The sequence below is a fragment of the Modestobacter sp. KNN46-3 genome (assembly GCF_011039295.1).
Genome location: NZ_JAAKGN010000042.1, coordinates 1 through 24,565 on the forward strand (window position 1 = coordinate 1; position 24,565 = coordinate 24,565).

Sequence of the window (24,565 nt, forward strand, 5' to 3'; positions counted from 1 at the left end):
GCAGCATCACCACGGCGTCGACCCCGTCGACGCCCGGCTCCCCCGCCCGGCGGACCCCGCCCACCTGGACCAGCTGCGGGCGGCCACCGACCGCGCGGCCGCCACCGCCGAACCGCTCTCCTCCCCGCACGCCGGTGCCCCCGAGGAGCTGCTGACCCGGGCCGAGCAGGCGATCGAGTCGGCGTCGGCGGACCTGCTGGAGCTCAGCCACGACCTGCACGCCCACCCCGAGGAGGGGTACGAAGAGCACCGCTCGGCCAGGGCCGTGGCCGACCTGCTGGCCCGCTCCGGGATCGAGGCGGAGGTCGGCGTCTTCGGCCTGGAGACGGCGCTGCAGGCCAGGGTCGGCAGCGGCGGGCCGACGGTGGCGGTGCTGGCGGAGTACGACGCGCTGCCCGGGATCGGCCACGGCTGCGGCCACAACGTCATCTGCGCATCCGCCGTGGGTGCCTTCCTCGGCCTGGCCGCCGTGCTGGCCGACGGCGGGGTCGCCGGGACGGCGCTGCTGCTGGGAACCCCGGCCGAGGAGGGCGGCGGCGGCAAGGAGCTGATGGCCCGCGCCGGTGCCTTCGACGGTGTCGACGCCGTGGTGATGCTGCACCCGTTCTCCTACGACGCCGCGGTGCAGCCCTTCCTCGGCCGCCGCCAGCTGCGGGTCGTCTACACCGGCATCGCCGCACACGCCTCGGCCCAGCCGTTCATGGGCCGCAACGCGCTGGACGCCGTGGTCGCCGGCTACAACGGCGTGGCGATGCTGCGCCAGCACGTCCCGGACACCGACCGGGTGCACGGCGTGATCACCGACGGCGGGCAGCGGCCCAACGTCGTCCCGGAGACCGCCGAGGCGTTGTACTACGTGCGGTCCGCGACACCGGAGACGCTGGCCGACCTCAGCCGCCGGGTGGAGGCGGTGATGGCCGCCGCGGCGGCGATGACCGGGTGCGGGTACGAGCTGTTCTGGGACGAGCTGCCGGCCTACCTGCCGATCCGGGCCAACCTGGAGCTCGCCGCCCGGTGGACCCGTCACCAGGCCCGCCGCGGCCGGACCGCCCTCCCGCCCGGGGTGACCCCGGCGTCGCTGGCCGGGTCGACCGACCTGGGCAACGTGAGCGTCCGGGTCCCCTCGATCCACCCGATGATCGCCATCGCCGGGCCGGACACCTCGATGCACACCACCGGCTTCGCCGAGGCCGCTGCCTCCCCGGCCGGTGACCGGGCGGTGCTGGACGGCGCGGTGGGCCTGGCGCTCACCGCCCTGGACGCACTGGTCGACCCGGCCGTGCTGGCCGCGGCGAGGGCGGAGTTCGAGGCCGAGGGCGGCGTCCTGGAGCTCACCGACCTGCTGGGGTGACCCGTCCGAGCGCTCAGCGGATGGTGCCGGTGTCGGACAGCGGCGCGTCGCGCAGCTCCCGGTACAGCCGGGCCAGGTCGGGCAGCTGGTGGTGGGCGTTGAGCCCGCTGGGGTTCGGCGCGACCCAGGTCGTCACCCCGCCGACCCGCTCGGGCTGGCGTCCCAGCGTGGCCCGCGGCCGGTCGAAGGCCTGCCGCCAGGCGGTGACCCCGAGGACGGCGAGCACCCGCGGCCGGTACCGGGCCACCAGCGCCTCGAGCGCCTCCGCGCCGGCCCGCAGCTCGGCGGGGTCCAGCTCGGCCGCCGTCCGGGTCGGCCGGTCGACGACGTTGGTCACCCCGAGCCCGTGGCGCAGCAGCTCCGGGCCCTCTGCCGGGGTCAGCCGGCGCGGGGTGAGGCCGGCCAGGTGCAGCGCCGGCCAGAACCGGTTGCCCGGCCGGGCGAAGTGCTGACCTGTCTCCGCCGAGCGCAGCGACGGGTTGATCCCGCAGAACAGCACGTCCAGCCCGGGGGCGATCAGGTCGGGCACCGGTTTCGACCTCCCGCTCGCCGTCATGGCTGCCATGATCCCGCCCCGGTGTGCGGCCGGGCCCGGCACGGGTGAGGCTGTCCCGGGCACATCGCCTGCGAGACCAGTCGACGGACAGAGGAGCACCATGGCGCGGGCAGCGGTCACCGGCAGCAGCGGGAAGCTCGGCCGGGCGGTGGTCACCCACCTGGTCGAGCAGGGCTGGGACGTCCTCGCCCTGGACCGGGTGCCCAGCCCGCGGGCCGACGTGGAGTCCGCGGTCGTCGACCTCACCGACGCCGGCCAGGCGGTCGAGGCGCTGGCCGGCTTCGACGAGCACCGCGCGCCGATCGACGCCCTGGTGCACCTCGCCGCCGTCCCGGCTCCCGGGCTCCTGCCGAACGCGGCCACCTTCGCCAACAACGTGACCGCCTCGTACAACGTCTACAGCGCCGCGCTGCGGGCCGGCGTCCGGAAGATCGTGTGGGCCTCCAGCGAGACGGTGCTGGGCCTGCCCTTCGACGAGGCCCCGCCCTACGTCCCGGTCGACGAGGAGTACGCGCCCCGGCCGACGACCACCTACTCGCTGGTCAAGACGCTGGAGGAGGAGCTGGCCCGGCAGCTGTGCCGCTGGCACCCGGACCTGTCGATGACCGGGCTGCGGTTCAGCAACGTCATGTACCCCGAGGACTACGCCGCCTTCCCCGGCTACGACGCCGACCCGGCCCTGCGGCGCTGGAACCTGTGGGGCTACATCGACGCCCGCGACGGCGCCCAGGCGGTGCGCCGCGGCCTGGAGCACCGCGATCCGGGGGCCGACGTGTTCATCGCGGCCAACGCCGACACGGTCTCCGCCCGGCCGAACGACGAGCTGCTGGACGCGCAGTTCCCCGGCGTCCCGCGCCGCCGGGAGGTCGGCGTGCACGACACGCTGCTGTCGATCGACAAGGCCCGCCGGGTGCTCGGCTTCGCGCCCGAGCACTCCTGGCGGGACTCCGTCGGCCGGTGATCAGTCGGCTGCTCCTGCTCGGCGCCACCGGCGACCTGGCCGGCCGCTTCCTGCTGCCCGCCCTCGCCGAGTCGCTCGCGGCGGGCCGGCTGCCGGCGGGGCTGCAGCTGTTGGGGGCCGCCGAGCAGGACTGGGACGACGCCCGGTTCGCCGAGCACGTCGCCACCCGGCTGCGGGAGCACGCCGGAGACCTGCCCGCCGCGGCCCGGCAGGCGCTGGTGGACGCCGCCCGCTACCGCCGGGTCGACCTGGCCGAGCCGGACACCGTCGCGGCCGCGGTGACCGCGTTCACCGGGACCGGGCCGGTCGCCGGGTACCTGGCGCTGCCGCCCGTGCTGTTCCCCGCGGCCGTCCGGGCCCTGGGGGCGGCCGGGCTCCCGGCGGGCAGCCGGATCGCGGTGGAGAAGCCGTTCGGTCGGGACCTGCCCGACGCCCAGGCGCTGAACGCGCTGCTGGCGGAGGCGACCGGCGACGTCGAGGAGGCGGCCTTCCGGGTCGACCACTTCCTCGGCATGCCGGCGGTGGCCGCCCTGTCCGAGCTCCGGCAGCCCGGCGGCGTCCTGGCCGAGCGGTGGAGCGCCGAGCACCTCGCCCGGGTCGACGTCGTCTGGGAGGAGACGCTGGACGTCGGCGGCCGGGCCGGCTTCTACGACCGGACCGGCGCGGTGCGCGACGTGCTGCAGAACCACCTGGTCCAGGTGCTGACCGTGCTGGCGATGGAGCTGCCCGCGACGTCGGCCGAGGTCGACCTGCACCGGGTCCGGCTGGAGCTGCTCCGGGCGGTGCGGGTGCCCGAGGTGGGGGCCACCCGCCGGGCGCGCTACACGGCCGGCCCGTCCACCCGGGCCTACGTCGACGAGGACGGCGTCGACCCGGCCCGGTGCACCGAGACCTTCGCCGAGCTGGAGTTCACGGTGGACACGCCCCGGTGGGCCGGCACCCGGTTCGTGCTGCGCACCGGCAAGGCCCTGGCCGCCGACCGCAAGCACGTGGTGCTGCACCTCCGGGCGCCGGCGCCCGCGGAGTGCCCGCCGGGGGTCGAGCGGGTCGCCGAGGACCGGCTGCAGGTCCCGCTGGACGGCGCCGAGCAGGCCGGCGCCGGGGTGGTGGCGGTGCACGCACCGGGCGAGCGCATGGCCTACAGCGCAGTGCTCACCGACGTGCTCTCCGGCAGCAGCCGCACCGCGGTCAGCGCCGCGGAGGCGGAGGAGGCGTGGCGGTTCGTCGACCCGGTGCTGCGGGCCTGGGCCGCCGGCGAGCCGCCGCTGCTGGAGCACCCCGCCGGTTCGGCCGGGCCGGGCACGGAGTGACCTCCCGGCGTCGGTGGCCGGCCGGGGTGTCGCGGCTCGACCGACCCACGGCCGGCCCCCCGGAGTGGCCCCCGATGGCGGGGTCGACCAGACTGCCTCCGATGTCCGTGTCCTCCCGACTACGCCCGGTGAGGCCGTCGGGAGCACGCCGGGTGTGCCGCGAGGCACCCGGACGCACAGCAGTGGCCGCAGGACCCGTCCACGGGGGTGGAGCGGAGGTGGGCGAGACGCGCGAGGCACGGCTCGGCCACGGGGCCGCGCCCGGCACCGCTCCCCAGCCGGCCCACTGACCACAGATCCCGACCAGCGACGAGGAGGGTGCATGGACATCCCCGCCATGCGGGCCAGCTTCAGCAGGGCGGCCGCCCACGGAGACCAGGTCCCGCTGTGGTTCTACTCCCACCTGTTCCTGACCCACCCGGAGACGCGGGACATGTTCCCGGTGTCCATGGCGACCCAGCGCGACCGGCTGTTCGCCGCCCTGGGTGAGGTCATGGCCCGGGTCGACGACCTCGAGGCGCTGGTGCCGATCCTGCAGCAGCTCGGGCGGGACCACCGCAAGTTCGGCGCGCTCGCCGCCCACTACCCCGCGGTCGGGGCCAGCCTGCTGACCACCCTCGAGCACTTCGACGACGACTGGGACGACGAACTGGCCGCCTCCTGGACCGAGGCCTACGGCCTGATCGCCGAGGTCATGATCGGTGCGGCCGACGAGGCAGCCGAGCAGCCGGCCTGGTGGGAGGCCGAGGTGGTCGCGCACGAGCGGCGCACCCTGGACGTCGCCGTCGTGCACGTGCGCCCGCGGACGCCGCTGGAGTACCTGCCCGGGCAGGCGATCTCGCTGGAGATCGACCAGCGCCCGCGGTTGTGGCGGTGGTACTCCCCCGCCAACGCCCCCCGCGCCGACGGCGTGCTGGAACTGCACGTCAAGGCCCGCGACGGCGGCCCGGTCAGCTCCGCGCTGGTCCGGCTCACCCAGGTGGGCGACGTGATGCGGCTCGGGCCCCCGGTCGGGCACCTCAGCCTGGACACCGAGTCCGACCGCGACCTGCTGCTGGTCGCCGGCGGCACCGGCCTGGCGCCGCTGAAGGCGGTCGTCGACCAGGTCGCCCGGCACGGACCGCCCCGGCGGGTCGACCTCTTCGTCGGCGCGCGGACCGAGGACGCGTTCTACGACCGGGCCGACCTGCGCCGCCTGGAGCAGGAGCACCCGTGGCTGACCGTGACGCCGGCGGTCTCCCAGGAGAAGGGCTCGCCCTCCGAGCACGGGGACATCGGCGACGTCGTCCTCCGGCACGGCCCCTGGAACAGCCGGGACGTGTACATCGCCGGCAACCCGGCCATGATCGAGGACACCGTGACCCGTCTCATCCACTCGGGGGTGCCCATGTCGCGCATCCGCACCGAGGTGTTCGCCCCCAGCCGACCGAGCCCGACTCTCGACGGGAAGGTGACCGAATGACCACCAGCCACTCCGGGTCCGGCTACGAGGCGGGACCGCCCACGGCCGATGACCTCCGCGCCGTCCACTTCACCCCGGCGAGCATGCTGCACCCCGGCTACACCGACCGCGAGGTCGACGCCTTCGTGACCCGGGCGGCCGACGGGCTCGCCCAGCTCACCGACGAGAACGGCCGGCTCGCGCGGGAGAACGTCCAGCTCGCCGAGGAGAACGCCCAGCTGCGCGCGCACCTGCAGGCGCTGCAGGAGCAGGTGGACGCCGCGGCGTCCCGGCCCTCCCCCAGCGACCAGGCCGTCGGCATCCTGGCGACCGCGCAGCTGACCGCCGACGAGTACGTGGCCGAGGCGGAGGACTTCAGCCGGCAGATGACCAGCGAGGCGCGCGCGCAGTACGAGGAGCAGCTCACCGCGGCGCGGGAGAAGGCCGGCGCGATCATCGAGGCGGCGCAGGAGGCCGTGGCGGCGATGCGGGGCAACGGCGTCCCGATGGGCGACGCGCGCCAGCCGGAGTCCGAGGAGCTGCAGGAGCAGGTCGCCTACCTCAAGGCCTTCAGCCAGGCCTGCCGGGTGCAGCTGCGCTCCTACCTCGAGGCGCTGCTCAGCGACGTGGAGACGGAATGGGGACGGGCGCACCCGGGCGCGCTGCCCACGCCGCCGCGCGGGCCCCGGCCCCAGCAGCTCGAGCGCGGCCGGCCGGACGTGGCCTTCTCCGCCAACGCGACCGGCGAACCCGGCAGCGACCCCGAGCCCGCCGGGGCCGTCCCGGCGTCCCGCTCCTCCCCCTGAGCCGGACGACGCCCCGCGGCCCGGGCCGGCCGCGGGGCACCGGTCAAACGAGGCCGTGGGCGTGGACGGCCTCGGCGACCTGCAGGAAGCCGGCCACGTTCGCGCCGAGCACCAGGTCGCCGGGGGCGCCGTACTCCTCGGCCGTCTCGTGGCAGCGGGCGTGGATGGCCCGCATGATCTCCTCCAGCCGCTGCTCGCTGTGCTCGAAGGTCCAGCGGTCCCGGGAGGCGTTCTGCTGCATCTCCAGCGCCGAGGTGGCCACCCCGCCGGCGTTGGCCGCCTTCCCCGGGGCGAACGCCACCTCGCCGCCGCGGAGCTCCCGCACGGCGTCCGGCGTGGTCGGCATGTTGGCGCCCTCGACGACATAGCGGCACCCGTTGCCGATCAGCGCGCGGGCTGCGTCGGCGTCCAGCTCGTTCTGCGTGGCGCTGGGGATCGCGACGTCGCACGGGACGTCCCAGATGCTGCCGCCCTCGACGAAGTGGGCCGAGGCCACCCGGTCGGCGTAGCCACTGATCCGCGCCCGCTCGACCTCCTTGACCTGCTTGAGCACCTCGAGGTCGATGCCCTTCTCGTCGACCACGTAGCCGGCCGAGTCCGAGCAGGCCACCACCGTGCCGCCGAGCTGGTGCACCTTCTCGATCGCGTAGACCGCCACGTTGCCCGAGCCGGAGACGGTCACCCGCTTGCCGTCGAAGGAGTCACCGCGCACCTCCATCATCGCCGCGGCGAAGAAGGCCGCGCCGTAGCCGGTCGCCTCGGTGCGCACCTGCGCGCCGCCCCAGCCCAGCCCCTTGCCGGTGAGCACCCCGGACTCGTACCGGTTGGTGATCCGCTTGTACTGGCCGAACAGGAAGCCGATCTCCCGCCCGCCGACCCCGATGTCCCCGGCCGGGACGTCGGTGTACTCGCCCAGGTGCCGGTAGAGCTCGGTCATGAACGACTGGCAGAACCGCATCACCTCGGCATCCGACCGGCCCTTGGGGTCGAAGTCCGAGCCGCCCTTGCCGCCGCCGATCGGCATGCCGGTGAGCGCGTTCTTGAAGATCTGCTCGAAGCCCAGGAACTTCACGATCCCCAGGTTCACCGACGGGTGGAACCGCAACCCGCCCTTGTAGGGGCCCAGCGCCGAGTTGAACTCCACCCGGAAGCCACGGTTGATCCACACCTCGCCCCGGTCGTCCTGCCACGGCACCCGGAAGATGACCTGCCGCTCCGGCTCGCAGATCCGCTCGATCGTCTTCATCTCGGTGTACTCGCGGTGCCGGGCCAGCACGACGGCCAGCGAGTCCAGCACCTCGCGGACCGCCTGGTGGAACTCGGTCTCTCCGGGGTTCCGCTGCAGGACGTCCTGGTAGATCTGCTCGACGACCGCCGACACGTCGGTGTCCATGACCTGCTCCTGTCCTCGATGTAGCGTGCACCACACCACTGCCCCAGCGCTGCCGACTCAACCCGCCCCGTCCGGCGGCGGGGTGGCACGCGCCTGGCCGCTCAGGCCCCGCGGGCCGTCCGCAGCTGCTCGGCCAGGGCGGTGGCGAGCGCGGTGGTGTCCATGGCCGCGGTGACGATCGTGGCCCCCTGTGCCGCGTGGGACGCCGCCCCGGCGCCGTCGAACGCGTGCACGCCGACGGGCACGCCGGCGGCCCGGGCCCGCGTGATGACCGAGGAGAGGACCTCCCGCAGCTGCGCCGGGTCGCCGGCCAGCCCCAGGGAGGAGGCCAGGTCGACTGGGCCGACGTAGACCCCGTCGAGGCCGTCGACGGCCAGGACGGCGTCGAGCTCGGCCAGCGCCTGCGCGGTCTCCAGGACGACGAGCACCAGCGGTTCGTCCGCCCCGCCGGACAGCCGCCCGGCCGACCGGTTGCCCTGCGGCGCGTAGCGGCAGGCGGCGACGACCTCCCGCACGTGGTCGGCACCGAGCACGTTCGGGACCAGGACGCCGTGGGCACCCAGGTCCAGCGGCCGGCCCACGTCGGCGAAGTGCGCGCTGCGGGTGCGGACCAGCGGCACCGAGCCGGCCGCGGTCACCGCCGCGGTGACACCGGGCAGCTCCGCCTCGGCGAGCGCGCCGTGCTGCAGGTCCAGCACGACGAAGTCCGCGCCGCTGCGGGCCAGCAGCTCCGCGGTCACCACGCCGGGCAGCTGGCTCCAGATCCCGTGGCACGCCTCCCCGGCCGCCCAGCGGTCCCGGAGCGTCCGGGCCCCACTCGGCCTCGCGCTCACGCGTCCCATCCCGTGTCCCGCTCGGCGACCAGCACCTGCCCAGTCTGCCGCCTCATCCTCGCGCGGGACCGGCCCGGATGCCAGGATCTCTGGACCGCCGCCGTCCTCGGGGCTCCCCGTCGGGCGGCCGGTGCCCTGTTTGCCCGTCCCGGCGTGGCCACCGACCACCCGGCTCCCCCGAGAGCGAGCGCTGATGACCAGGACCCCGAGGACCGAGACCGACCCCGGAGCCAGCTCACCGGGCCGGTCGAGCGGCCTCTCCTCGCTGATGCGGCCGGTCAACGCCGTCGTCGAGCGGTACATCCCCAGCGCGCTGGTCTTCGCCGTCGTGCTGACCCTCGTCGTGGCCCTGCTCGCGCTGCTGCTCACCGACGCCGGCCCGGTCGACGTCCTGGATGGCTGGGGCGATGGGCTGTCGGGGTTGCTGGCCTTCATGACGCAGATCGCGCTGATCCTGCTGCTGGGGCACACCCTGGCCAACACCGCGCCGGTGCGGCGGCTGCTCACCCGGCTGGCCGCCGTGCCCCGGACGGCGCTACAGGCCTACCTCTACGTCTTCGTGATCGCGGCGCTGGCCTCGCTGATCACCTGGGGCCTGGGCCTGGTCGTCGGCGCGCTGCTGGCCCGCGAACTGGCCGTCCAGGGCCGGGAGCGCGGCCAGCGGCTGCACTTCCCGCTGCTGGTGGCCGCCGGCTACTCCGGCTACGTCATCTGGCACATGGGCTACTCAGGCTCCGGCCCGCTCACCGCCGCGACCGAGGACTCCTTCCTCGCCGAGACCCTCCGCGGCACGATCCCGGTCAGCGAGACCACCTTCACCTGGTGGAACATCACCGCCGCCGTGGCCACGATCCTGGTCGTCGGCCTGGCCCTGGCCGCGGTCGCCCCTCGCGGCGATGACCGGGTGGTCGAGCTCCCGGCGAGCGTGCGCGACGCCGACGCGGTGCCGCTGGACGACGAGGTCGTCACCCCGGCCGACCGGGTCGACGCCAGCCGGCTGGTGACCACCCTGGTCGGCGTGGCGCTGGTCGCCTACCTGGTGCACCACTACGTCGACGGCGGCAGCGCCACCCTGGACATCGTCAACTGGACGTTCCTGGCGCTGATCTTCCTGCTGGTCCGTAACCCCTTCGAGCTCATCGCGCTGGTGAAGAACGCCGCCGCCAACGTCGGGGAGATCCTGCTCCAGTTCCCGCTGTACGCCGGGATCATGGGGATCATGTCGACGACCGGCCTGATCGCCGTGTTCTCCGACGCCTTCGTCGGGATCGCCTCGCCGGCCACGTTCGGCCTGCTGGTCTTCCTCGCCGCCGGGGTGGTCAACTTCTTCGTCCCCTCCGGGGGCGGGCAGTTCGCCGTCCAGGGGCCGGTGATGCTCGAGGCCGCGGAGAGCCTGGGGGTCGACCCGGCGATCACGATCATGGCGATCGCCTACGGCGACCAGTGGACCAACATGATCCAGCCGTTCTGGGCGCTCCCGGTGCTGGCCATCGCCGGGCTCAAGATGCGCGACATCCTCGGGTACACGACGGTCACGCTGATCGCCTCGGGCCTGGTCTTCGGGACGGTGACGCTGCTGCTCGGGGTGCTGGCCTGAGGGCACGGTGCCGGCCGGTCAGCTCCAGGGCGACCGGCCGCGCCGTTCCCGGTCGTCGGCGTCCAGCCGGGCCAGGGTGCGCACCCCGCGGGTGACGTCGCCGGCCAGCTGGGTCACGGCCTCGACCACCCCGTCGACCCAGGTGTCGGTGCGCGGCCGGGCCGGCCGGGCCTCCGGCCGGGACCCGCGCCCCAGGGCGCGGAACAGCAGCACGCTCAGGGCCAGGAACAGGAACAGCTCCACCGGGCTCCCCCCGTCCCCAGGTCGGCGCCCCGGGTGAGGTGCCGTGCTCCCACGATGGCCCCACGGACGCCCGACTGCCAGCGGCAGGAACGCCATCGACCGCCGGAGGACTGCCAGTCCGTCAGACCCGGGCGCAGGCCAGCGGCGGCGGCTCCTCGAACACCAGCAGCGTGCGCGAGCTCAGCACGCCGGGCATGCCCTGGATCTCGTCGAGCACCAGCCGCCGCAGGTCGGCGTTGTCCCGGGCGCGGACGAGCAGGATGACGTCGAACTCGCCGCCGACCAGACCGATGTGCGCGATGCCCGGCAGAGCGCGCAGCCGCTCCCGGACGTGCCGCCAGTCGGCCTGCCGGGTGTTCAGCGTGACGTAGGCCGAGGTGCCCAGCCCGGCCGCGACCGGGTCGACGTCGACACAGAACCCCCGGATCACCCCGGAGGCCCGCAGCCGCTCGACGCGGGCGTAGGCGTTGGCCCGGGAGATGTGCAGCTTCTCGGCCAGGGCCCGCATGGGCATCCGGCCGTCGGCGGTCAGCTCGTCCAGGATGCGGCGGTCGATGTCGTCCAGGGCACTGGCCACGTGTCTTCTCCTCCGGGTTTTTCACGGTCGGGCGCTGGACATCTGGCTCGATCCGGGGCGGTTCGACGCGACGTCCTCTCGCATCTGGCCAGCTCCTGGCGCGCAGATGACGCCTGATCCACGATCCCACCATGACACGTGACCTGGATCTCCTCCTGCCGTCACCTCACCCGGTCGAGCTGATCGACCCCACCGGCCAGACCGTGGCCGAGGCCGCGCACGAGCTGCCGGACGACGCCGCACTGCTGCGCGCCTTCGCCGGGCTGACCACCGCCCGCCGGATCAACGACCAGGCCGGCGCGCTCGCCCGCCAGGGCCGGCTCGCCGTCTACCCCTCCTCGCACGGTCAGGAGGCGTGCCAGGTGGCCGCCGCCCAGGTGCTCACCGACGACGACTGGCTCTTCCCCACCTACCGGGACACCGCCGCGGTGGTGATCCGGGGCGTCGACGTGGCCGAGGCGTTCCTGCCGCTGCAGGGTGCCTGGCACTCCGGCTACGACCCCCACCGGTACAAGGTCGCGCCCCAGGCGACCCCGCTGGCCACCCAGCTGCTGCACGCGGTCGGCGTCGCGCACGCCGCCCGGCTGCGCGGCGAGCCGACCGTCGCGCTCGCGCTGTGCGGTGACGGCGCGACCAGCGAGGGCGACTTCCACGAGGCGCTGAACTTCGCCGCGGTGTTCCGGGCGCCGGTCGTCTTCCTGGTGCAGAACAACCAGTACGCGATCTCGGTGCCGCTCGCCCGGCAGTCGGTCGCCCCCTCACTGGCGCACAAGGGCATCGGCTACGGGGTGCCCGGCGAGCGGGTGGACGGCAACGACGTCGCGGCCCTGCTCACCGTGCTCGGCACCGCCATGGCGCGGGCCCGGGCCGGGGAGGGCCCGCAGCTCGTCGAGGCGCACACCTACCGGATGCAGCCGCACACCAATGCCGACGACTCCCGGCGCTACCGCCAGGACGACGAGGTGGCCGGCTGGGTGCAGCGCGACCCGCTGACCCGACTGGAGACCTGGCTGCGCCAGCACGACCTGCTCGACGACGCCCAGCTGGCCGCCGTCACCGCCGACGCCGACCAGCTCGCCGCCCGGATGCGCACGGAGCTGGCCCGGGACGCCACCCCGGAGCCGGCCGAGCTGTTCGCGCACGTCTACGCCACCCCGACCCCACAGCTGGTCGAGCAGGCCGCCGTCGTGGCCGACGAGCTGAGCCGAGAGGACGAGCACTGATGACCAGCACTGCGACGACGGGGACCGTCGGGCACGAGAAGCTCACCATGGCGCAGGCGCTGAACCGCGCCCTGCGGGAGTCGATGGCCGAGGACGACTCGGTGGTCGTCTTCGGCGAGGACGTCGGCGCCCTCGGCGGCGTCTTCCGGATCACCGACGGGCTCACCGCCGAGTTCGGCGACACCCGTTGCTTCGACACGCCACTGGCCGAGTCCGGCATCGTCGGCATGGCCGTCGGGATGGCGATGAACGGCATGCGGCCGGTGGTGGAGATGCAGTTCGACGCCTTCGCCTATCCGGCGTTCGAGCAGATCACCAGCCACGTGGCCAAGATGCGCAACCGCACCCGGAGCAAGGTCTCGCTGCCGATGGTCATCCGGATCCCCTACGCCGGCGGGATCGGCGGGGTCGAGCACCACTGCGACTCCTCCGAGGCCTACTACGCGCACACCCCCGGCCTGCACGTCGTCACCCCGGCCAACGCCGCGGACGCCCACCGCCTGCTGCGGGCGGCCATCGCCTCGCCGGACCCGGTGGTGTTCATGGAGCCCAAGAAGCTCTACTGGACCAAGGAGGAGGTCGACCTCGGCGCCGAGCTGCCCGGCATCGGCCGGGCGATGGTCCGCCGCGAGGGCACCGACGCCACGCTGATCGCCTACGGCCCCTCCGTCCCGGTCGCCCTGGAGGCCGCGGAGGTCGCCGCGCAGGAGGGGCGCAGCCTGCAGGTCGTCGACCTCCGCTCGATCGTGCCGTTCGACGACGAGACGGTCTGCGCCGCGGTCCGCTCCACCGGGCGGGCCGTGGTGGTCGCCGAGGCCCCGGGCTTCGCCAGCGTCGCCTCCGAGATCGTCGCCCGGGTCACCGAGCGCTGCTTCCACTCCCTGGCCGCACCGGTCCGCCGGGCCGTCGGCTTCGACATCCCCTTCCCCTCGCCCAAGCTCGAACACGTCCAGCTGCCCGGGGTCGACCGGGTGCTCGACGCCGTCGACGACCTGCAGTGGGACCTGTCGTGAGCGCGGAGACCTTCCTGCTCCCCGACCTGGGCGAGGGCCTCACCGACGTCGAGGTGGTCCGCTGGCTGGTGGCCGAGGGCGACGTCGTGGCCGTCGACCAGATCGTGGTGGAGGTCGAGACGGCGAAGTCGGTGGTCGACGTCCCCACCCCGTTCGCCGGGCGGGTGGCCACGCTGCACGCCGCCGAGGGCGAGACCGTGCTCACCGGCAAACCGCTGATCACGGTGACCGCGGCGGAGTCGGCGCCCGAGCCGGCCGCCGCGCCGGTCCAGCCCGACGCCGCCGACTCCCCGGAGGCGGAGGCCTACCGGGAGGAGGAGCAGGCCGGCTCCGGCAACGTGCTCATCGGCTACGGCACCCCGGCCAGCACCGGCTCGGGACGACGCCGTCGCCCTCGTCCGTCCGGGCAGCCGGACCCCGCACCCGCCACCGCCGCTCCCGAGCCGGCTCCCGAGCCCGAGCCGGCGGCGGCCGCCGCTGCCGACGAGAAGCCCGGTGCCCGCCGCGGCGTCCCGCAGGTCGTCTCCCCGCTGGTCCGCCGGCTGGCGCGGGAGAAGGGCGTGGACCTGCACGGGCTGACCGCCGCCAACGGCGGTGGGGTGATCACCCGGGCCCACGTGGAGCTGGCCGCCGCCGAGCCGGCGGCCCCGGACTCCGCCGCAGAGCCCGTCGCGCCCGCCGCGTCCCCGAGCGGCGAGCGTCGGATCCCGCTGAACGGGTTCCGCCGGGCGGTGTCGGCCGCGCTGTCCCGCAGCCGGTCGGAGATCCCGGAGGCGACCGTCTGGGTCGACGTGGACGCCACGCCGCTGGTGGAGCTGCGGGAGAGCACGCGCACCGCGAGCGATCCCGGGCCGGGGCTGCTGGCCTACCTGGCCCGGTTCGTCGTCGCCGGCCTGCGCCAGTACCCGGTGCTCAACTCCCGGCTGGACACCGAGCGCCAGGAGATCGTGGAGCACGACCGGGTGAACCTGGGGCTGGCCGTGCAGAGCGACCGCGGGCTCGTCGTCCCGGCGGTGCTGGGCGCGGAGACGATGACCACCGAGCAGCTCGACCGGGAGATCCGGGCGGTCACCGCCCGGGCGCGCGAGGGCCGCGCCAGCGCCGAGGAGCTGAGCGCCGGCACCTTCACGCTGAACAACTACGGCGGGTTCCGGGTCGACGGCAGCGCGGCGATCATCAACCACCCGCAGGTGGCGATCCTCGGCTTTGGCCGCATCCTCGACCGGCCGTGGGTGGTGGACGGCGAGATCGTGGTCCGGAAGATCACCCAGATGTCGTTCGTCTTCGACCACCGGGTGTGCGACGGCGGGACCGCCTCGGGGTTCATCCGGGCGGTGGCCGACGCGATCGAGGACCCGGCGTCGGCCATCCCCCGGCTGTGACCGGCCGGCCGCTGCCCGCCCGCCCGGCGGGGACCCCCGTGGTCCCCGCCGGCCCCGCTGCCTGAGGAGACCCGTGCCCGACGTACCTGCGCTCGACATCCCCGTGGGGGCGACCGCGACGCTGGAGGTCGCCGTCACCCCCGAGCTCACCGTGCACTTCGACGAACTCGGCCCGGTGCACCCGGTCTACGCGACGTACAGCATGGCCAAGCACTTCGAGGAAGCCGGCCGCAAGCTGCTGCTCCAGTACCTCGAACCCGGCTCGGCGGGGATCGGCCGGTCGGTGGCGGTCGAGCACCTGGGGCCCAGCTGGGTCGGCGACACCGTCACGGTGGTGGCCCGCTGCACGGAGGTCTCGGGCAACCGGCTGACCTGCGCGTGCACGGCCACCGACGCCCAGGGCCGGGAGCTCGGCCGCGGGACGACGGTGCAGGTGGTGATGCCCGAGGAGCTGCTGGAGCAGCGGATCGGCCCGGCCGCGCGGGCGCGACGGGACGGGGCAGCCCAGCCCCGCTGAGCTGCCCCCGGGCGCGGGCTCAGCGGCGGCGCAGCACCGAGCGGTCGAGCTGCGCCACGTCGGTGACCCCGAGCAGCTGCAGCGCCCGGCGCAGCTCGGCGGCGAGCAGGTCGACCGCCCGCTCGACCCCGGCCTGGCCACCGACGGCCAGCCCGTACAGCTGCGGCCGGCCCAGCAGCACCGCGCGGGCGCCCAGGGCGAGGGCCTTGGCGACGTCGGTGCCCCGCCGGAAACCGGAGTCGACCAGCACCTCGAGCTCGTCGCCGACGGCGTCCACGACCTCGGTCAGCGCGGTCACCGTCGCCCCGACGTGGTCCAGCTGGCGGCCGCCGTGGTTGGACACCACGACGGCGTCCACCCCGGCCGCCGCGGCCCGCCGGGCGTCGGCCGCGGTCAGCACGCCCTTCACCACGAACGGCCCGCCCCAGGCCTCGACCATCCACTCGATGTCGTCCCAGGTGACGGTCGGGTCGAACTGCCGGCCCACGAACTCCATCACCGCCTGCGGCCCGCCGGCCACGTGCCGCACGTTGGCGAAGGTGACGGCCTCCGAGCGGAGCAGGCCCCACCACCAGTGCGGCCGCCGGGCGCCGTCGGCCAGCGTGCGCAGCCCGAGCTCCGGCGGGATCGTCAGGCCGTTGCGCAGGTCCCGCTCCCGGGCCCCGGGCACCGGGGTGTCCACGGTCAGCACCAGGGCCCGGTAGCCGGCCTCCCGGGCCCGGCTGATCAGCTCCTTGCACAGCCCCCGGTCGCGCCAGACGTAGAGCTGGAACCACTGCGGCGGGCTGCCCGCGGCGGCGATGTCCTCGAGCGACGTCGTGCCCAGGGTGGCCGCGGTGTACGGAATGCCGCGGGCCGCGGCCGCCCGGGCCACGGCCAGCTCGCCGTCCGGGTGGACCATCCGGGTGAACCCGGTCGGGCCCAGCACCAGCGGCAGCGCCGAGCGGGCACCGAGCACCTCGGTGCCGAGCTCCACCTCCCCGACGTCGCAGAGCACCGAGGGCACCAGCTCCAGCTCGTCGAAGGCCGCCCGGTTGCGGCGCATCGTGACCTCGTCCTCGGCCGCGCCGTCGACGTAGTCGAAGACCGCGCGCGGCAGCCGCCGGCGGGCCGTGGCCCGCAGGTCCGCGACCGTGTGGCAGCGGGCCAGCCGGCGCCGGTCGCCGTCCAGCTCCGGCCGCTGCACGCGCAGCAGCGCGACCATCTCCGCCGGGGTCACGTCCGCTCGGTCGCCCGGGTCGCACCGCTCCCAGACCTGGGGACCACCGAGGTCCCACCGGGAGCCTCGGCAGCAGGGGCGGCATCGGCGTCGGCGTCGGCCGCGAAGCCGCCGCCGAGGAAGCCGCCGGACACCCGCGGGTCGGTCGACAGCGCCGCGGGGTCGCCCTCGAGCACCACCCGCCCGCGGTCCATCACCGAGACCCGGTCGGCGACGGCGAAGGCGGCCCGGGCGTTCTGCTCCACGACCACCAGGGTCAGCCCGTCGTCGCGGAGCTGGCCGAGGGCGGAGAAGATCTCCCCCACCAGCCGCGGCGCCAGCCCGACGCTGGGCTCGTCCAGCACCAGGACCCGGGGCTGGGCCATCAGCCCGCGGGCGATCGCCAGCATCTGCTGCTCACCGCCGGACAGCGTCCCGGCCGCCTGCTCCAGCCGCGGCTCCAGCCGCGGGAACAGCGCCATCGCCCGGTCGCGGGCCTCCGCCCGGGCGGACGCCGGCCCCCGCCGCCGGGTGTAGCCACCCAGCACCAGGTTGTCGGCCACGCTCAGCGACGGGAACACCAGCCGGTTCTCCGGCACGTGCGCCAGCCCGGTGCGGGCCAGCTTCTCCGGCCCGTACCCGGTGACGTCGGTGCCGGCCAGGTGCACCGTGCCGGCGGTGACCGGCAGCAGCCCGGACAGCGCCCGCAGCAGGGTCGTCTTGCCCGCACCGTTCGCGCCGATGACGGCGACCAGCTCGCCCTCCCCCGCGCTCAGGTCGATGCCGTGCAGCACCGCCAGCCGGCCGTAGCCGGCGTGCAGTCCACGGACCTCCAGGCTCATGGCCGTCCCTCCCTGGACCCGGCACGGACCGGTCTGCCCACGCTCGACCGGCTCACGGTGCGCCCGCCTCGGCGACCGCGGCCGCGGCGCCGTCCTCCGGCTCGACGCCCAGGTAGGCCGCCACCACCGCCGGGTCGTGCCGCACCTCGTCGGGCGTGCCCAGCGCGATGCGGACGCCGTCCTCCAGCACGGCGACCCGGTCGGCGAGGGCGAGCACCGCCTCGACGTCGTGCTCGACCAGCACGATGGCCATGCCCCCGGCGCGGAGCCGACGCAGCAACCGGGCCAACTCGCGCCGCTCCGTGCCGGACAGGCCGGCCATCGGCTCGTCGAGCAGCAGCAGGTCGGGGTCCAGGGCCAGGGCCCGGGCGATCTCGACCAGCCGCTGCCGGCCGAAGGGCAGGTCGGCGGCGAGCCGATCGGCGTCCTCCCCGAGGCCGAGCAGGTCCAGCAGCTCGCGCGCCGACTCCTCGACGGCACGCTCCTCCCGCCGGGCCGGCAGCACCAGCGCAGCCCCGAGCATCCCGGAGCGGCTGCGCAGGTGGCGGCCGACCATCACGTTGCCCAACACCGTGGCCGAGGTGAAGATCTGCAGGTTCTGGAACGTGCGGGTCGCCCCGGCCCGGGCGAACACGTGCGGCTTGCGCCCCTCGACCCGGGTGCCGGCCATCGTGACCTCACCCGCGGTCGGGGTGACCGCACCGCTGATCATGTTGAAGGCGGTGGTCTTGCCGGCACCGTTGGGCCCGATCAGCGCCACGATCTCCCCCGCCGAGACGGTGAGGTCGAAGTCGTCGACGGCGGTGACGCCACCGAAGCGCTTGGTCAGCCCGCGTACCTCCAGCAGCGGCGTGCCCGCGGCCGGCCGGCCCTCCCGCGCCAGCAGCGGGACGTCGTCGGCCACCGGCTCCAGGTGGATCTCCTCCTCGTCGTCGCCGGGCTCCGGCGCACTGCCGGCCATCCGTCGCCGCGCCCCGGTCCACAGCTGGTGCAGACCACCGGGCAGGAAGATCATGATCGTGGTGAGCAGGATGCCGAAGCCGATCAGCTGCACCTCACCGACCGCGCCGGGCAGCAGCTCCGGGATCAGCCGGCGCAGCCCGTCGTCCAGCCCCTCGACGGCGAAGGCGCCGACGACCGCGCCGTAGACGCTGCCCACCCCGCCGAGCACCGCCATCAGCAGGAACTTCACCGACAGCGGGAAGTTGGCCGCGTTCGGGTTGATCACCCCGAGCCAGTGGGCGAACGCCGTTCCGGCGACGCTGGCGTAGGCCGCCGACAGCACGAAGACCTGCACCCGCAGCCGGAAGGTGTCCACGCCGAGGGACTCCGCGGCCACCTCCGAGTCGTTGACCGCGCCCAGCGCGCGGCCGATGCGGCTCTCCACGATGTTGCGGGCCAGCCACAGCCCCAGCAGCACGACCGGGACCAGCAGCAGGTAGTACTCGGTCGGCGAGTTGTACGTGCGGCCGTTCATCTCCGGCTTGGTGATGCCGTAGATGCCCGAGGTGGCGCCCAGGAAGTCGGACTCGGTGGCCAGCACGGTGACGATGACGCCGAAACCGAGGGTGGCCAGGGCGAGGTAGTGGCCACGCAGCCTCAGCAGCGGGAGCCCGACCAGCAGCGCCGCCAGCATCGTCACCGCGACCGCCAGGACCGACGCCGGCAGCCCGCTCCACTCGTACTTGGTGACCAGCACCGCCTGGGTGTAGGCCCCGATCGCGAAGAAGCCGGCCTGCCCCAGGCTGACCTGACCGGCCAGGCCCATCAGCAGCGAGAGCCCGAGCGCGGCGAGGGCGTAGATGAGCGCGTACACCCCGACGTTGATGACGCTGGAGGAGGCGATCAGGGGCAGCGCCAGCATCAGCAGCGCCACGACGGCGATGCCGATGACGTCGCCGCGGCGACTGCGGCGGCTGTGTGCCCCAATGCGGGGCAGCCGACGGACCGGTCGACCGGCCATGGGTCAGACCCTCGCTTCCGCAGAACGCCCGAAGATCCCGGCGGGCCGGGCGACGAGCACGATGATCAGGAGCAGGAAGGCCACCGCGTCCCGCAGGCCGGTGCTGATGTAACCGGCGGTGAGCGTCTCCAGCACGCCCAGCAGGAGCCCGCCGAGCACGGCACCGCGCACCGAGATCAGCCCGCCCAGGGTGGCCGCGACGAAGCCCTTGAGCCCGAGGGTGAGCCCGGACTCCCAGGAGGTGAAGAAGATCGGGCTGGCCAGCACGCCGGCGATCGCCCCGACGGTCCCGGCGATCAGGAAGCTGATCAGCGAGGCCTTGGTCAGCGAGATGCCGACCAGCCGGGCGGCCACCGGCTGCTCGGCGCAGGCGCGCAGCGACTTGCCGGCCAGGGTGCGCTCGTAGAACCAGTAGACCGCCAGCGAGACGATCCCGGCGATCAGCAGGATCCACAGCTCCTGGTAGCGGATGCTCACCCCGGCGACGGAGAAGCCGCCCGGGGTCAGCGGGGTCAGCCCCTCCGCGTTCGGGCCGTAGACCAGCAGCATCAGGGCCTTCAGCCCGGTGGAGACACCCAGCGTGAGGATCAACGACACCAGGGTCGTCATCCGCTTGACCGGGAAGATGACCAGCCGCTCCATGATCACGGCGACCAGGGCGACCGACACCACGGCGAGGACCACCGCGGCGAGCAGCGGGAGCCCGCTGCCCACCGCGGAGATGGCCACCAACCCGGCCAGGGCGGCGAACTCGCCCTGGGCCAGGTTGATGACCCCGCTGACGGTGAAGATCGCCACGAAGCCGATGGCGACGAGTGCGTAGACCGCACCCTGGCTGAGCCCGGCGAACAGCAGCTGCAGCAGGTCGGTCACCGACCCACCTCGCACCCGTCCGCCGGCTGGACCGGGGGCAAGGAGCCCCTGCAGGACCTGGCGACGACGCTCACGGCGGGCGTCAGTCGCCCTGGTCCGGGACCAGCTGCCACTGACCGTTCTCCACGGTGACCAGCGCGAGGGCCTCCTTCGACAGCCCCGCGTGGTCCTCCGGGGTCATCGTGAAGACCCCGCTGATGCCGGTGAAGTCGGTGACGCTCTCCAGGTGGTCGCGGATGGCCTGGGGGTCGGTGCCCTCCTCGCGCAGGGCGTCGACGGCCAGCTGCCAGGCGTCGTAGGCGTGCCCGGAGAAGGTGGACGGCCCGGCGCCGAACTCGGCGGTGTAGTCGTCGATGAAGGTGGTGATGATCTCCTTCTGCGGATCGTCGTCGGGCAGCTGCTCGGCGACGACGAGGCGGCCCAGCGGCGCGACCATGCCCTCGGCGGCGTCCCCGGCGGTGTCCAGGAAGACCTGGTTGCCGATGCCGTGGCTCTGCATCACCGGCGTCTCGATGCCCAGCTGGTCGTACGCCCGCTGGGCCAGACCCGCGGCCGGGGGGATCCCCCAGATCACGTTGACGTCGGCACCGGCGTTGCGCAGGTTCACCATCTGCGCGGTGAAGTCGGTGGCGTCCGGGGCGAACTTCTCCGTCGCGACGACCGAGATGCCCTGCTCCGCGCCGATCTCGTCGAACATCTCGGCGACGCCCTCGCCGAAGCCCGAGGCGTCGCGGGCCAGGCCGATGGTGCTCCAGCCCTGCTCGGCCATGTAATCGATCATGCGCTCGATCACGACCCGGTCGTTCTGGGCGGTCTTGAAGACCCACTCCGAGCCCTCGACGATCGCCTGGTTCGCGGCGAGCGAGATCATCGGCGTCTCGGTGGACTCCGCGATCGGCCGCATCGCCAGGCTCGGACCGGTGCGGCTGGCGCCCAGGACGATGTCGACCTCGTCCTCGTTGACCAGCTTGTTCATCGCCTTGGCGGCGCCGTCCTCGGTCGACTGGTTGTCCTCGATGATCAGCTCGACCTCGCGGCCGTCGATGCCGCCCTCCTCCTCCAGCTGCCCGGCGAGCAGCTCGAGGGCCTGGCGCTCGGGCACCCCGAGGGACGCCCCGGCGCCGGTGATGTCGAGGACGGCACCGATCTTGATCGGGCCCGTCTCCTCGGCGCTGCCCCCGCCGCCGCCACCGCCGTCGTCGGACTCGGCGCAGGCCGCCAGGCTGAGTGTCATCGCCGCCAGCAGTGCGGCGGTGCGCGTCGTCGCGGTCCTTCGTCCCATGAGGTCTCCTTTGACCGCAGCTCGATCATCGAGCGCTTCGTTCGAACTCCGCCACAGGCTAGTCACCATGTGGCCGCGATCACAAGAACCGTGGGCGCCGAGCTCCCGACTACGCCAGGAGCGGCCTCAGGACCCGGCGAGACGAGCGAGGACCCGGGAGATGACCAAGGACCCCAGGAGAGGACCAAGGACACCGGCACCGATCGACCCGGCTCGCGACGATGGGCGGGACGGCGGCCTACGGGCCCGTCCCGGCACAGACCCCGAGGAGGCCCCGTGGACACCCTGGACGACGACCGCGACGCACGGGCGCTGGACGAGGCCGAGTGCCTGCGCCTGCTGGACACCGCCGCCATCGGCAGGATCGCCTTCACCGAGGGTGCGCTGCCCGCCGTCCAGCCGGTCACCTTCGTCCGGGGCGGCCGGGAGATCTACGTCCCCACCCACCCGGGCAGTGCGGTGGCCGCAGCCAGCCGGGGTGCCGTCGTCGCCTTCGAGGTGGACGAGGTCGACGTCGGCGCCCGCACCGGGTGGAACGTCACCGTGGTGGGACCGTCCCGGCTGATCGCCGACCCGGCCGAGGTGCGTCGTCTCGACGGTCTGGGGGTCGGCCCGTGGGTCCCCTCGGGAGCGCACTGCTACGTCGGGGTGCAGGTGCGGCTCGTGCGCGGCCGGCGGATCGGGCCCCGCCCGGCGCCGACGGCCGCCCCGGCTGGCCTGTCGCCGGCCGGGGCCGGGATGCCAAGCTGGGCGGGATGAGCGAGGACGCGACGGCACCACGGTCGACGGACGTGCCGGGCGGCGCGGAGGCCGACTCCCCCCTGGCGGCGATGCGGCTCACCGAGCTGCTGGAGGAGGTGCAGGACCGGCTCTCCACGGTGGCCAGCACCCACGCCCGGGTGCAGGACCTGCTGGACGCCTTCCTCAGCGTCTCGGCCGGACTGGACCTGGACACGACGCTCCGTCGGATCGTCGAGGCCGCCGCCCGGCTGGTCGACGCCGAGTACGGCGCCCTCGGCGTGCTGCGCCTGGAGGGCGGCCTCGGCCAGTTCATCACCGTCGGCATCGACCAGGAGCAGCGTGCCCGGATGGGGCACCTGCCCGAGGGCAAGGGCGTGCTCGGCCAGCTGATCACCGACCCGCACCCGCTGCGCATCGCCGACCTGGGTGAGCACCCGTCCTCGGTCGGCCTCCCGCCCGGGCACCCTCCGATGCGCACCTTCCTCGGCGTGCCGGTGCTGGTCCGCGGCACGGTGTTCGGCAACCTCTACATGACCGAGAAGCACGGCGGCGGCCAGTTCACCAACGAGGACAAGGCGGTGCTGGTCGCCCTGGCCGGAGCCGCCGGCATCGCGGTCGACAACGCCCGGCTCTACGCGGAGGGCGAGGTCCGCCGACGCTGGCTGACCGCGGTCGCCGACGTCCGTTCCACCCTGCTGGGGGGCCTGCCCGCGGAGCAGGCGCTGCAACTGGTCGTCGACCGGGTCGCCACCCTGACCGCGGCCGACGGCGCCTGGTTGCTGTCCGGCCCGGACCCGGTCGACGGCAGCTACGAGGTCCAGGCGCAGTCCGGCGCCGAACTCGCCGACGTCACCGGGCACCACCTGCACCTCGCGGACGCACCCACCGCACAGACCGTCGTCGGCCGGCGCGCGCTGACCCCCGTGGACCTGACCGGCTTCCCGCTCGCGGGCCCCGACGCCGCGCCCTGGGGTCCCGCGATCGGCGTGCCACTGCCCAGCACCGATGCGCAGGCCGCCGTGGTGATCGCCGCCCGCCGCGGCGGCAGCCCCGGCTTCGACCCCACCATCGGGCCGCTGATCAGCGAGTTCGCCGACCAGGTGGCGCTGGCGCTGGACATGGCGGCCCGTCAGCAGGTCGCCCGGCGGCTGGACGTCTACGCCGACCGGGACCGGATCGCCCGCGACCTGCACGACCACGTCATCCAGCGGTTGTTCGCCGCCGGCCTCAGCCTGCAGGCCGCGGCCACCCGGGTCTCCGACGACGTCGTCGGGCAGCGGCTGCACCAGGTGGTCGACCAGCTCGACGAGACGGTCCGCGACATCCGCACGACGATCTTCGACCTGCACACCACCGACGGGACCGAGCACGCCGAGAGCTGCGGCGGCAGGTCCTCGACATCGTGACCCAGACCGCCGGGGAGCACCTGCAGTCGACCGTGCGGATGTCCGGGGCGGTCGACAGCCTGGTGACCGGCGACCTGGCCGTCGACGTGGCCGCGGTGGTCCGCGAGGGGGTCAGCAACGCCGCCCGGCACGCCGGCGCCCGGCACGTGACGGTCACCCTGGACGTCGCCGACGCCGTCGTCGTCGAGGTCCGGGACGACGGCCGCGGCATCGACCCCACCGTGGCCTGCAGCGGTCTGCGCAACCTGGCCGAGCGGGCGCGGCGGCGGGGCGGGGAGTCCGTCGTCCAGCCGCTCCCCGAGGGCGGCACGCTGGTGCGCTGGCACGCCCCCCTCCCGGTGCGCGGCTCCGGCTGACCGGCGACCGGGGTCAACCCCGGGACGAGGCGGGGCCCGAGCCCCGGAGCTCGGTCGCCAGGATCGCGGCCTGGGTCCGCCGCTCCAGCCCCAGCTTGGCGAGCAGGTGCGAGACGTAGTTCTTCACCGTCTTCTCGGCCAGGAACATCCGCTCGCCGATCTGCCGGTTGGTCAGCCCCTCGCCGATCAGCTCGAGCACCGTCCGCTCCTGGTCGCTGAGCTTGGCCAGCGGGCCGCTGGGCTCGGCCGCCCGGCGCATCCGCTGCATGACCGCGGCCGCCGCGGCCGGGTCCAGCAGCGACCCGCCACCGGCCACCGTGCGCACCGCGCTCACCAGGTCCTGCCCCAGGATCTGCTTGAGCAGGTAGCCCGAGGCCCCGGCCATGATCGCCTCGAACAGCGCCTCGTCGTCGCTGTAGCTGGTGAGCATCACCGCCTTGAGGTCGGGCAGCCGGGACCGCAGCTCCCGGCAGACCGAGACGCCGTCACCGTCGGGCAGCCGCACGTCCAGCACGGCGACGTCCGGGCGCAGGGCAGGCACCCGGGCCAGCGCCTCGGCGGCGTTCTTCGCCTCGCCCACCACGGTGATGCCCGGGTCGGTCTCCAGCACGTCGGCGACACCGCGCCGGACGATCTCGTGGTCGTCGAGCAGGAACACCCGGATGGGGCCGGACGCAGCGTCCGTGGTCACGCGGTACCTC

The 24,565-nt window shown here is 74.4% G+C and carries 24 protein-coding genes; 13 read left to right on the forward strand and 11 right to left on the reverse strand.

Going from position 1 to position 24,565, the window contains the following annotated elements:
- Positions 1 to 1,351: M20 family metallopeptidase (locus G5C62_RS11310; RefSeq protein ID WP_241175834.1), on the forward strand; the 1,351-nt coding region annotated here is incomplete at its 5' end.
- 13 nt (positions 1,352 to 1,364) lie between these two features.
- Here G5C62_RS11310 and mug read toward each other — a convergent pair.
- Positions 1,365 to 1,880 carry a G/U mismatch-specific DNA glycosylase gene (gene mug / locus G5C62_RS11315; protein ID WP_164701038.1) on the reverse strand — a complete coding sequence of 172 codons (516 nt, stop codon included), beginning with the start codon at positions 1,878 to 1,880 and terminating at the stop codon, positions 1,365 to 1,367.
- A gap of 127 nt (positions 1,881 to 2,007) precedes the next feature.
- On the opposite strand from mug, the gene G5C62_RS11320 reads away from it, so the two are divergent.
- The 4 genes from G5C62_RS11320 (at position 2,008) to G5C62_RS11335 (ending at position 6,425) form a co-directional block, all read left to right on the forward strand.
- Entirely contained in the window at positions 2,008 to 2,868 is an 861-nt protein-coding gene (locus G5C62_RS11320) for an NAD(P)-dependent oxidoreductase (RefSeq protein ID WP_164701039.1), read from the forward strand.
- Positions 2,865 to 4,178 carry a glucose-6-phosphate dehydrogenase gene (locus tag G5C62_RS11325; RefSeq protein WP_164701040.1) on the forward strand — a complete coding sequence of 438 codons (1,314 nt, stop codon included), beginning with the start codon at positions 2,865 to 2,867 and terminating at the stop codon, positions 4,176 to 4,178. Before G5C62_RS11320 ends, G5C62_RS11325 begins: the two co-directional genes overlap by 4 nt.
- 322 nt (positions 4,179 to 4,500) lie before the next feature.
- Complete coding sequence (locus G5C62_RS11330) at positions 4,501 to 5,640, forward strand: globin domain-containing protein (protein ID WP_164701041.1); 1,140 nt, start codon at positions 4,501 to 4,503, stop codon at positions 5,638 to 5,640.
- A complete protein-coding gene (locus G5C62_RS11335; RefSeq protein WP_164701042.1) occupies positions 5,637 to 6,425 on the forward strand; it encodes a DivIVA domain-containing protein in 789 nt (262 codons plus the stop codon). The genes G5C62_RS11330 and G5C62_RS11335 overlap by 4 nt, the downstream gene beginning before the upstream one ends.
- A 43-nt stretch (positions 6,426 to 6,468) precedes the next feature.
- On the opposite strand, the gene gdhA is transcribed toward G5C62_RS11335, so the two are convergent.
- Entirely contained in the window at positions 6,469 to 7,818 is a 1,350-nt protein-coding gene (gdhA, locus tag G5C62_RS11340; RefSeq protein ID WP_164701043.1) for an NADP-specific glutamate dehydrogenase, read from the reverse strand.
- Positions 7,819 to 7,919: 101 nt separating this feature from the next.
- On the reverse strand, positions 7,920 to 8,651 hold the full coding sequence (locus G5C62_RS11345) for an HpcH/HpaI aldolase/citrate lyase family protein (RefSeq protein WP_241175835.1): 732 nt from the start codon (positions 8,649 to 8,651) through the stop codon (positions 7,920 to 7,922).
- A 193-nt stretch (positions 8,652 to 8,844) separates the two neighbouring features.
- Here G5C62_RS11345 and G5C62_RS11350 point away from each other — a divergent pair, with 193 nt between their 5' ends.
- Positions 8,845 to 10,248 (forward strand): short-chain fatty acid transporter, encoded by a 1,404-nt coding sequence (locus G5C62_RS11350; protein WP_206330595.1) that lies wholly within the window; start codon positions 8,845 to 8,847, stop codon positions 10,246 to 10,248.
- Between the two features lie 18 nt (positions 10,249 to 10,266).
- On the opposite strand, the gene G5C62_RS11355 is transcribed toward G5C62_RS11350, so the two are convergent.
- Entirely contained in the window at positions 10,267 to 10,491 is a 225-nt protein-coding gene (locus tag G5C62_RS11355; RefSeq protein WP_164701045.1) for a hypothetical protein, read from the reverse strand.
- A 121-nt stretch (positions 10,492 to 10,612) separates the two neighbouring features.
- Complete coding sequence (locus G5C62_RS11360; protein ID WP_164701046.1) at positions 10,613 to 11,068, reverse strand: Lrp/AsnC family transcriptional regulator; 456 nt, start codon at positions 11,066 to 11,068, stop codon at positions 10,613 to 10,615.
- A 131-nt stretch (positions 11,069 to 11,199) separates the two neighbouring features.
- On the opposite strand from G5C62_RS11360, the gene pdhA reads away from it, so the two are divergent.
- The 4 genes from pdhA to G5C62_RS11380 all read left to right on the forward strand — a co-directional run bounded on the left by pdhA (position 11,200) and on the right by G5C62_RS11380 (position 15,203).
- Positions 11,200 to 12,291, forward strand: coding sequence for a pyruvate dehydrogenase (acetyl-transferring) E1 component subunit alpha (gene pdhA, locus G5C62_RS11365; protein ID WP_036334498.1), 1,092 nt, complete (start codon positions 11,200 to 11,202; stop codon positions 12,289 to 12,291).
- The gene (locus G5C62_RS11370; protein ID WP_052090947.1) at positions 12,291 to 13,304 is read left to right on the forward strand and encodes an alpha-ketoacid dehydrogenase subunit beta; all 1,014 of its coding nucleotides are present in this window, start codon (positions 12,291 to 12,293) and stop codon (positions 13,302 to 13,304) included. The genes pdhA and G5C62_RS11370 overlap by 1 nt, the downstream gene beginning before the upstream one ends.
- Positions 13,301 to 14,686: a dihydrolipoamide acetyltransferase family protein gene (locus G5C62_RS11375; protein WP_164701047.1), complete on the forward strand. Its 1,386-nt coding sequence runs from the start codon at positions 13,301 to 13,303 to the stop codon at positions 14,684 to 14,686. Before G5C62_RS11370 ends, G5C62_RS11375 begins: the two co-directional genes overlap by 4 nt.
- A 73-nt stretch (positions 14,687 to 14,759) precedes the next feature.
- Entirely contained in the window at positions 14,760 to 15,203 is a 444-nt protein-coding gene (locus G5C62_RS11380) for a thioesterase family protein (protein WP_197058375.1), read from the forward strand.
- A 19-nt stretch (positions 15,204 to 15,222) separates the two neighbouring features.
- Here G5C62_RS11380 and G5C62_RS11385 read toward each other — a convergent pair whose 3' ends face one another.
- The 5 genes from G5C62_RS11385 to G5C62_RS11405 form a co-directional block, all read right to left on the reverse strand.
- Positions 15,223 to 16,422, reverse strand: coding sequence for an alpha-hydroxy acid oxidase (locus G5C62_RS11385; RefSeq protein WP_197058374.1), 1,200 nt, complete (start codon positions 16,420 to 16,422; stop codon positions 15,223 to 15,225).
- Positions 16,419 to 17,243: an ABC transporter ATP-binding protein gene (locus G5C62_RS11390; RefSeq protein ID WP_164701048.1), complete on the reverse strand. Its 825-nt coding sequence runs from the start codon at positions 17,241 to 17,243 to the stop codon at positions 16,419 to 16,421. Before G5C62_RS11390 ends, G5C62_RS11385 begins: the two co-directional genes overlap by 4 nt.
- Positions 17,244 to 17,295: 52 nt before the next feature.
- Complete coding sequence (locus G5C62_RS11395; protein WP_164701049.1) at positions 17,296 to 19,206, reverse strand: ABC transporter permease subunit; 1,911 nt, start codon at positions 19,204 to 19,206, stop codon at positions 17,296 to 17,298.
- A gap of 3 nt (positions 19,207 to 19,209) precedes the next feature.
- On the reverse strand, positions 19,210 to 20,079 hold the full coding sequence (locus G5C62_RS11400) for a branched-chain amino acid ABC transporter permease (protein WP_036334495.1): 870 nt from the start codon (positions 20,077 to 20,079) through the stop codon (positions 19,210 to 19,212).
- A gap of 82 nt (positions 20,080 to 20,161) precedes the next feature.
- Complete coding sequence (locus tag G5C62_RS11405) at positions 20,162 to 21,361, reverse strand: ABC transporter substrate-binding protein (RefSeq protein WP_164701050.1); 1,200 nt, start codon at positions 21,359 to 21,361, stop codon at positions 20,162 to 20,164.
- 276 nt (positions 21,362 to 21,637) lie between these two features.
- Between G5C62_RS11405 and G5C62_RS11410 the strand changes: the two genes are divergently transcribed.
- The 3 genes from G5C62_RS11410 to G5C62_RS27520 are packed head-to-tail and all read left to right on the forward strand — an operon-like array spanning position 21,638 to position 23,864.
- Positions 21,638 to 22,120 carry a pyridoxamine 5'-phosphate oxidase family protein gene (locus tag G5C62_RS11410; RefSeq protein ID WP_206330596.1) on the forward strand — a complete coding sequence of 161 codons (483 nt, stop codon included), beginning with the start codon at positions 21,638 to 21,640 and terminating at the stop codon, positions 22,118 to 22,120.
- Positions 22,117 to 23,508, forward strand: a complete 1,392-nt coding sequence (locus tag G5C62_RS11415) for a GAF domain-containing protein (protein ID WP_206330597.1) — start codon at positions 22,117 to 22,119, stop codon at positions 23,506 to 23,508. Before G5C62_RS11410 ends, G5C62_RS11415 begins: the two co-directional genes overlap by 4 nt.
- On the forward strand, positions 23,505 to 23,864 hold the full coding sequence (locus G5C62_RS27520; RefSeq protein WP_206330598.1) for a sensor histidine kinase: 360 nt from the start codon (positions 23,505 to 23,507) through the stop codon (positions 23,862 to 23,864). Before G5C62_RS11415 ends, G5C62_RS27520 begins: the two co-directional genes overlap by 4 nt.
- Before the next feature lie 13 nt (positions 23,865 to 23,877).
- Here the strand turns inward: G5C62_RS27520 and G5C62_RS11420 are convergent, their stop codons facing one another.
- A complete protein-coding gene (locus G5C62_RS11420; RefSeq protein ID WP_052090940.1) occupies positions 23,878 to 24,555 on the reverse strand; it encodes a response regulator transcription factor in 678 nt (225 codons plus the stop codon).
- Between the last annotated feature and the right edge of the window lie 10 nt (positions 24,556 to 24,565).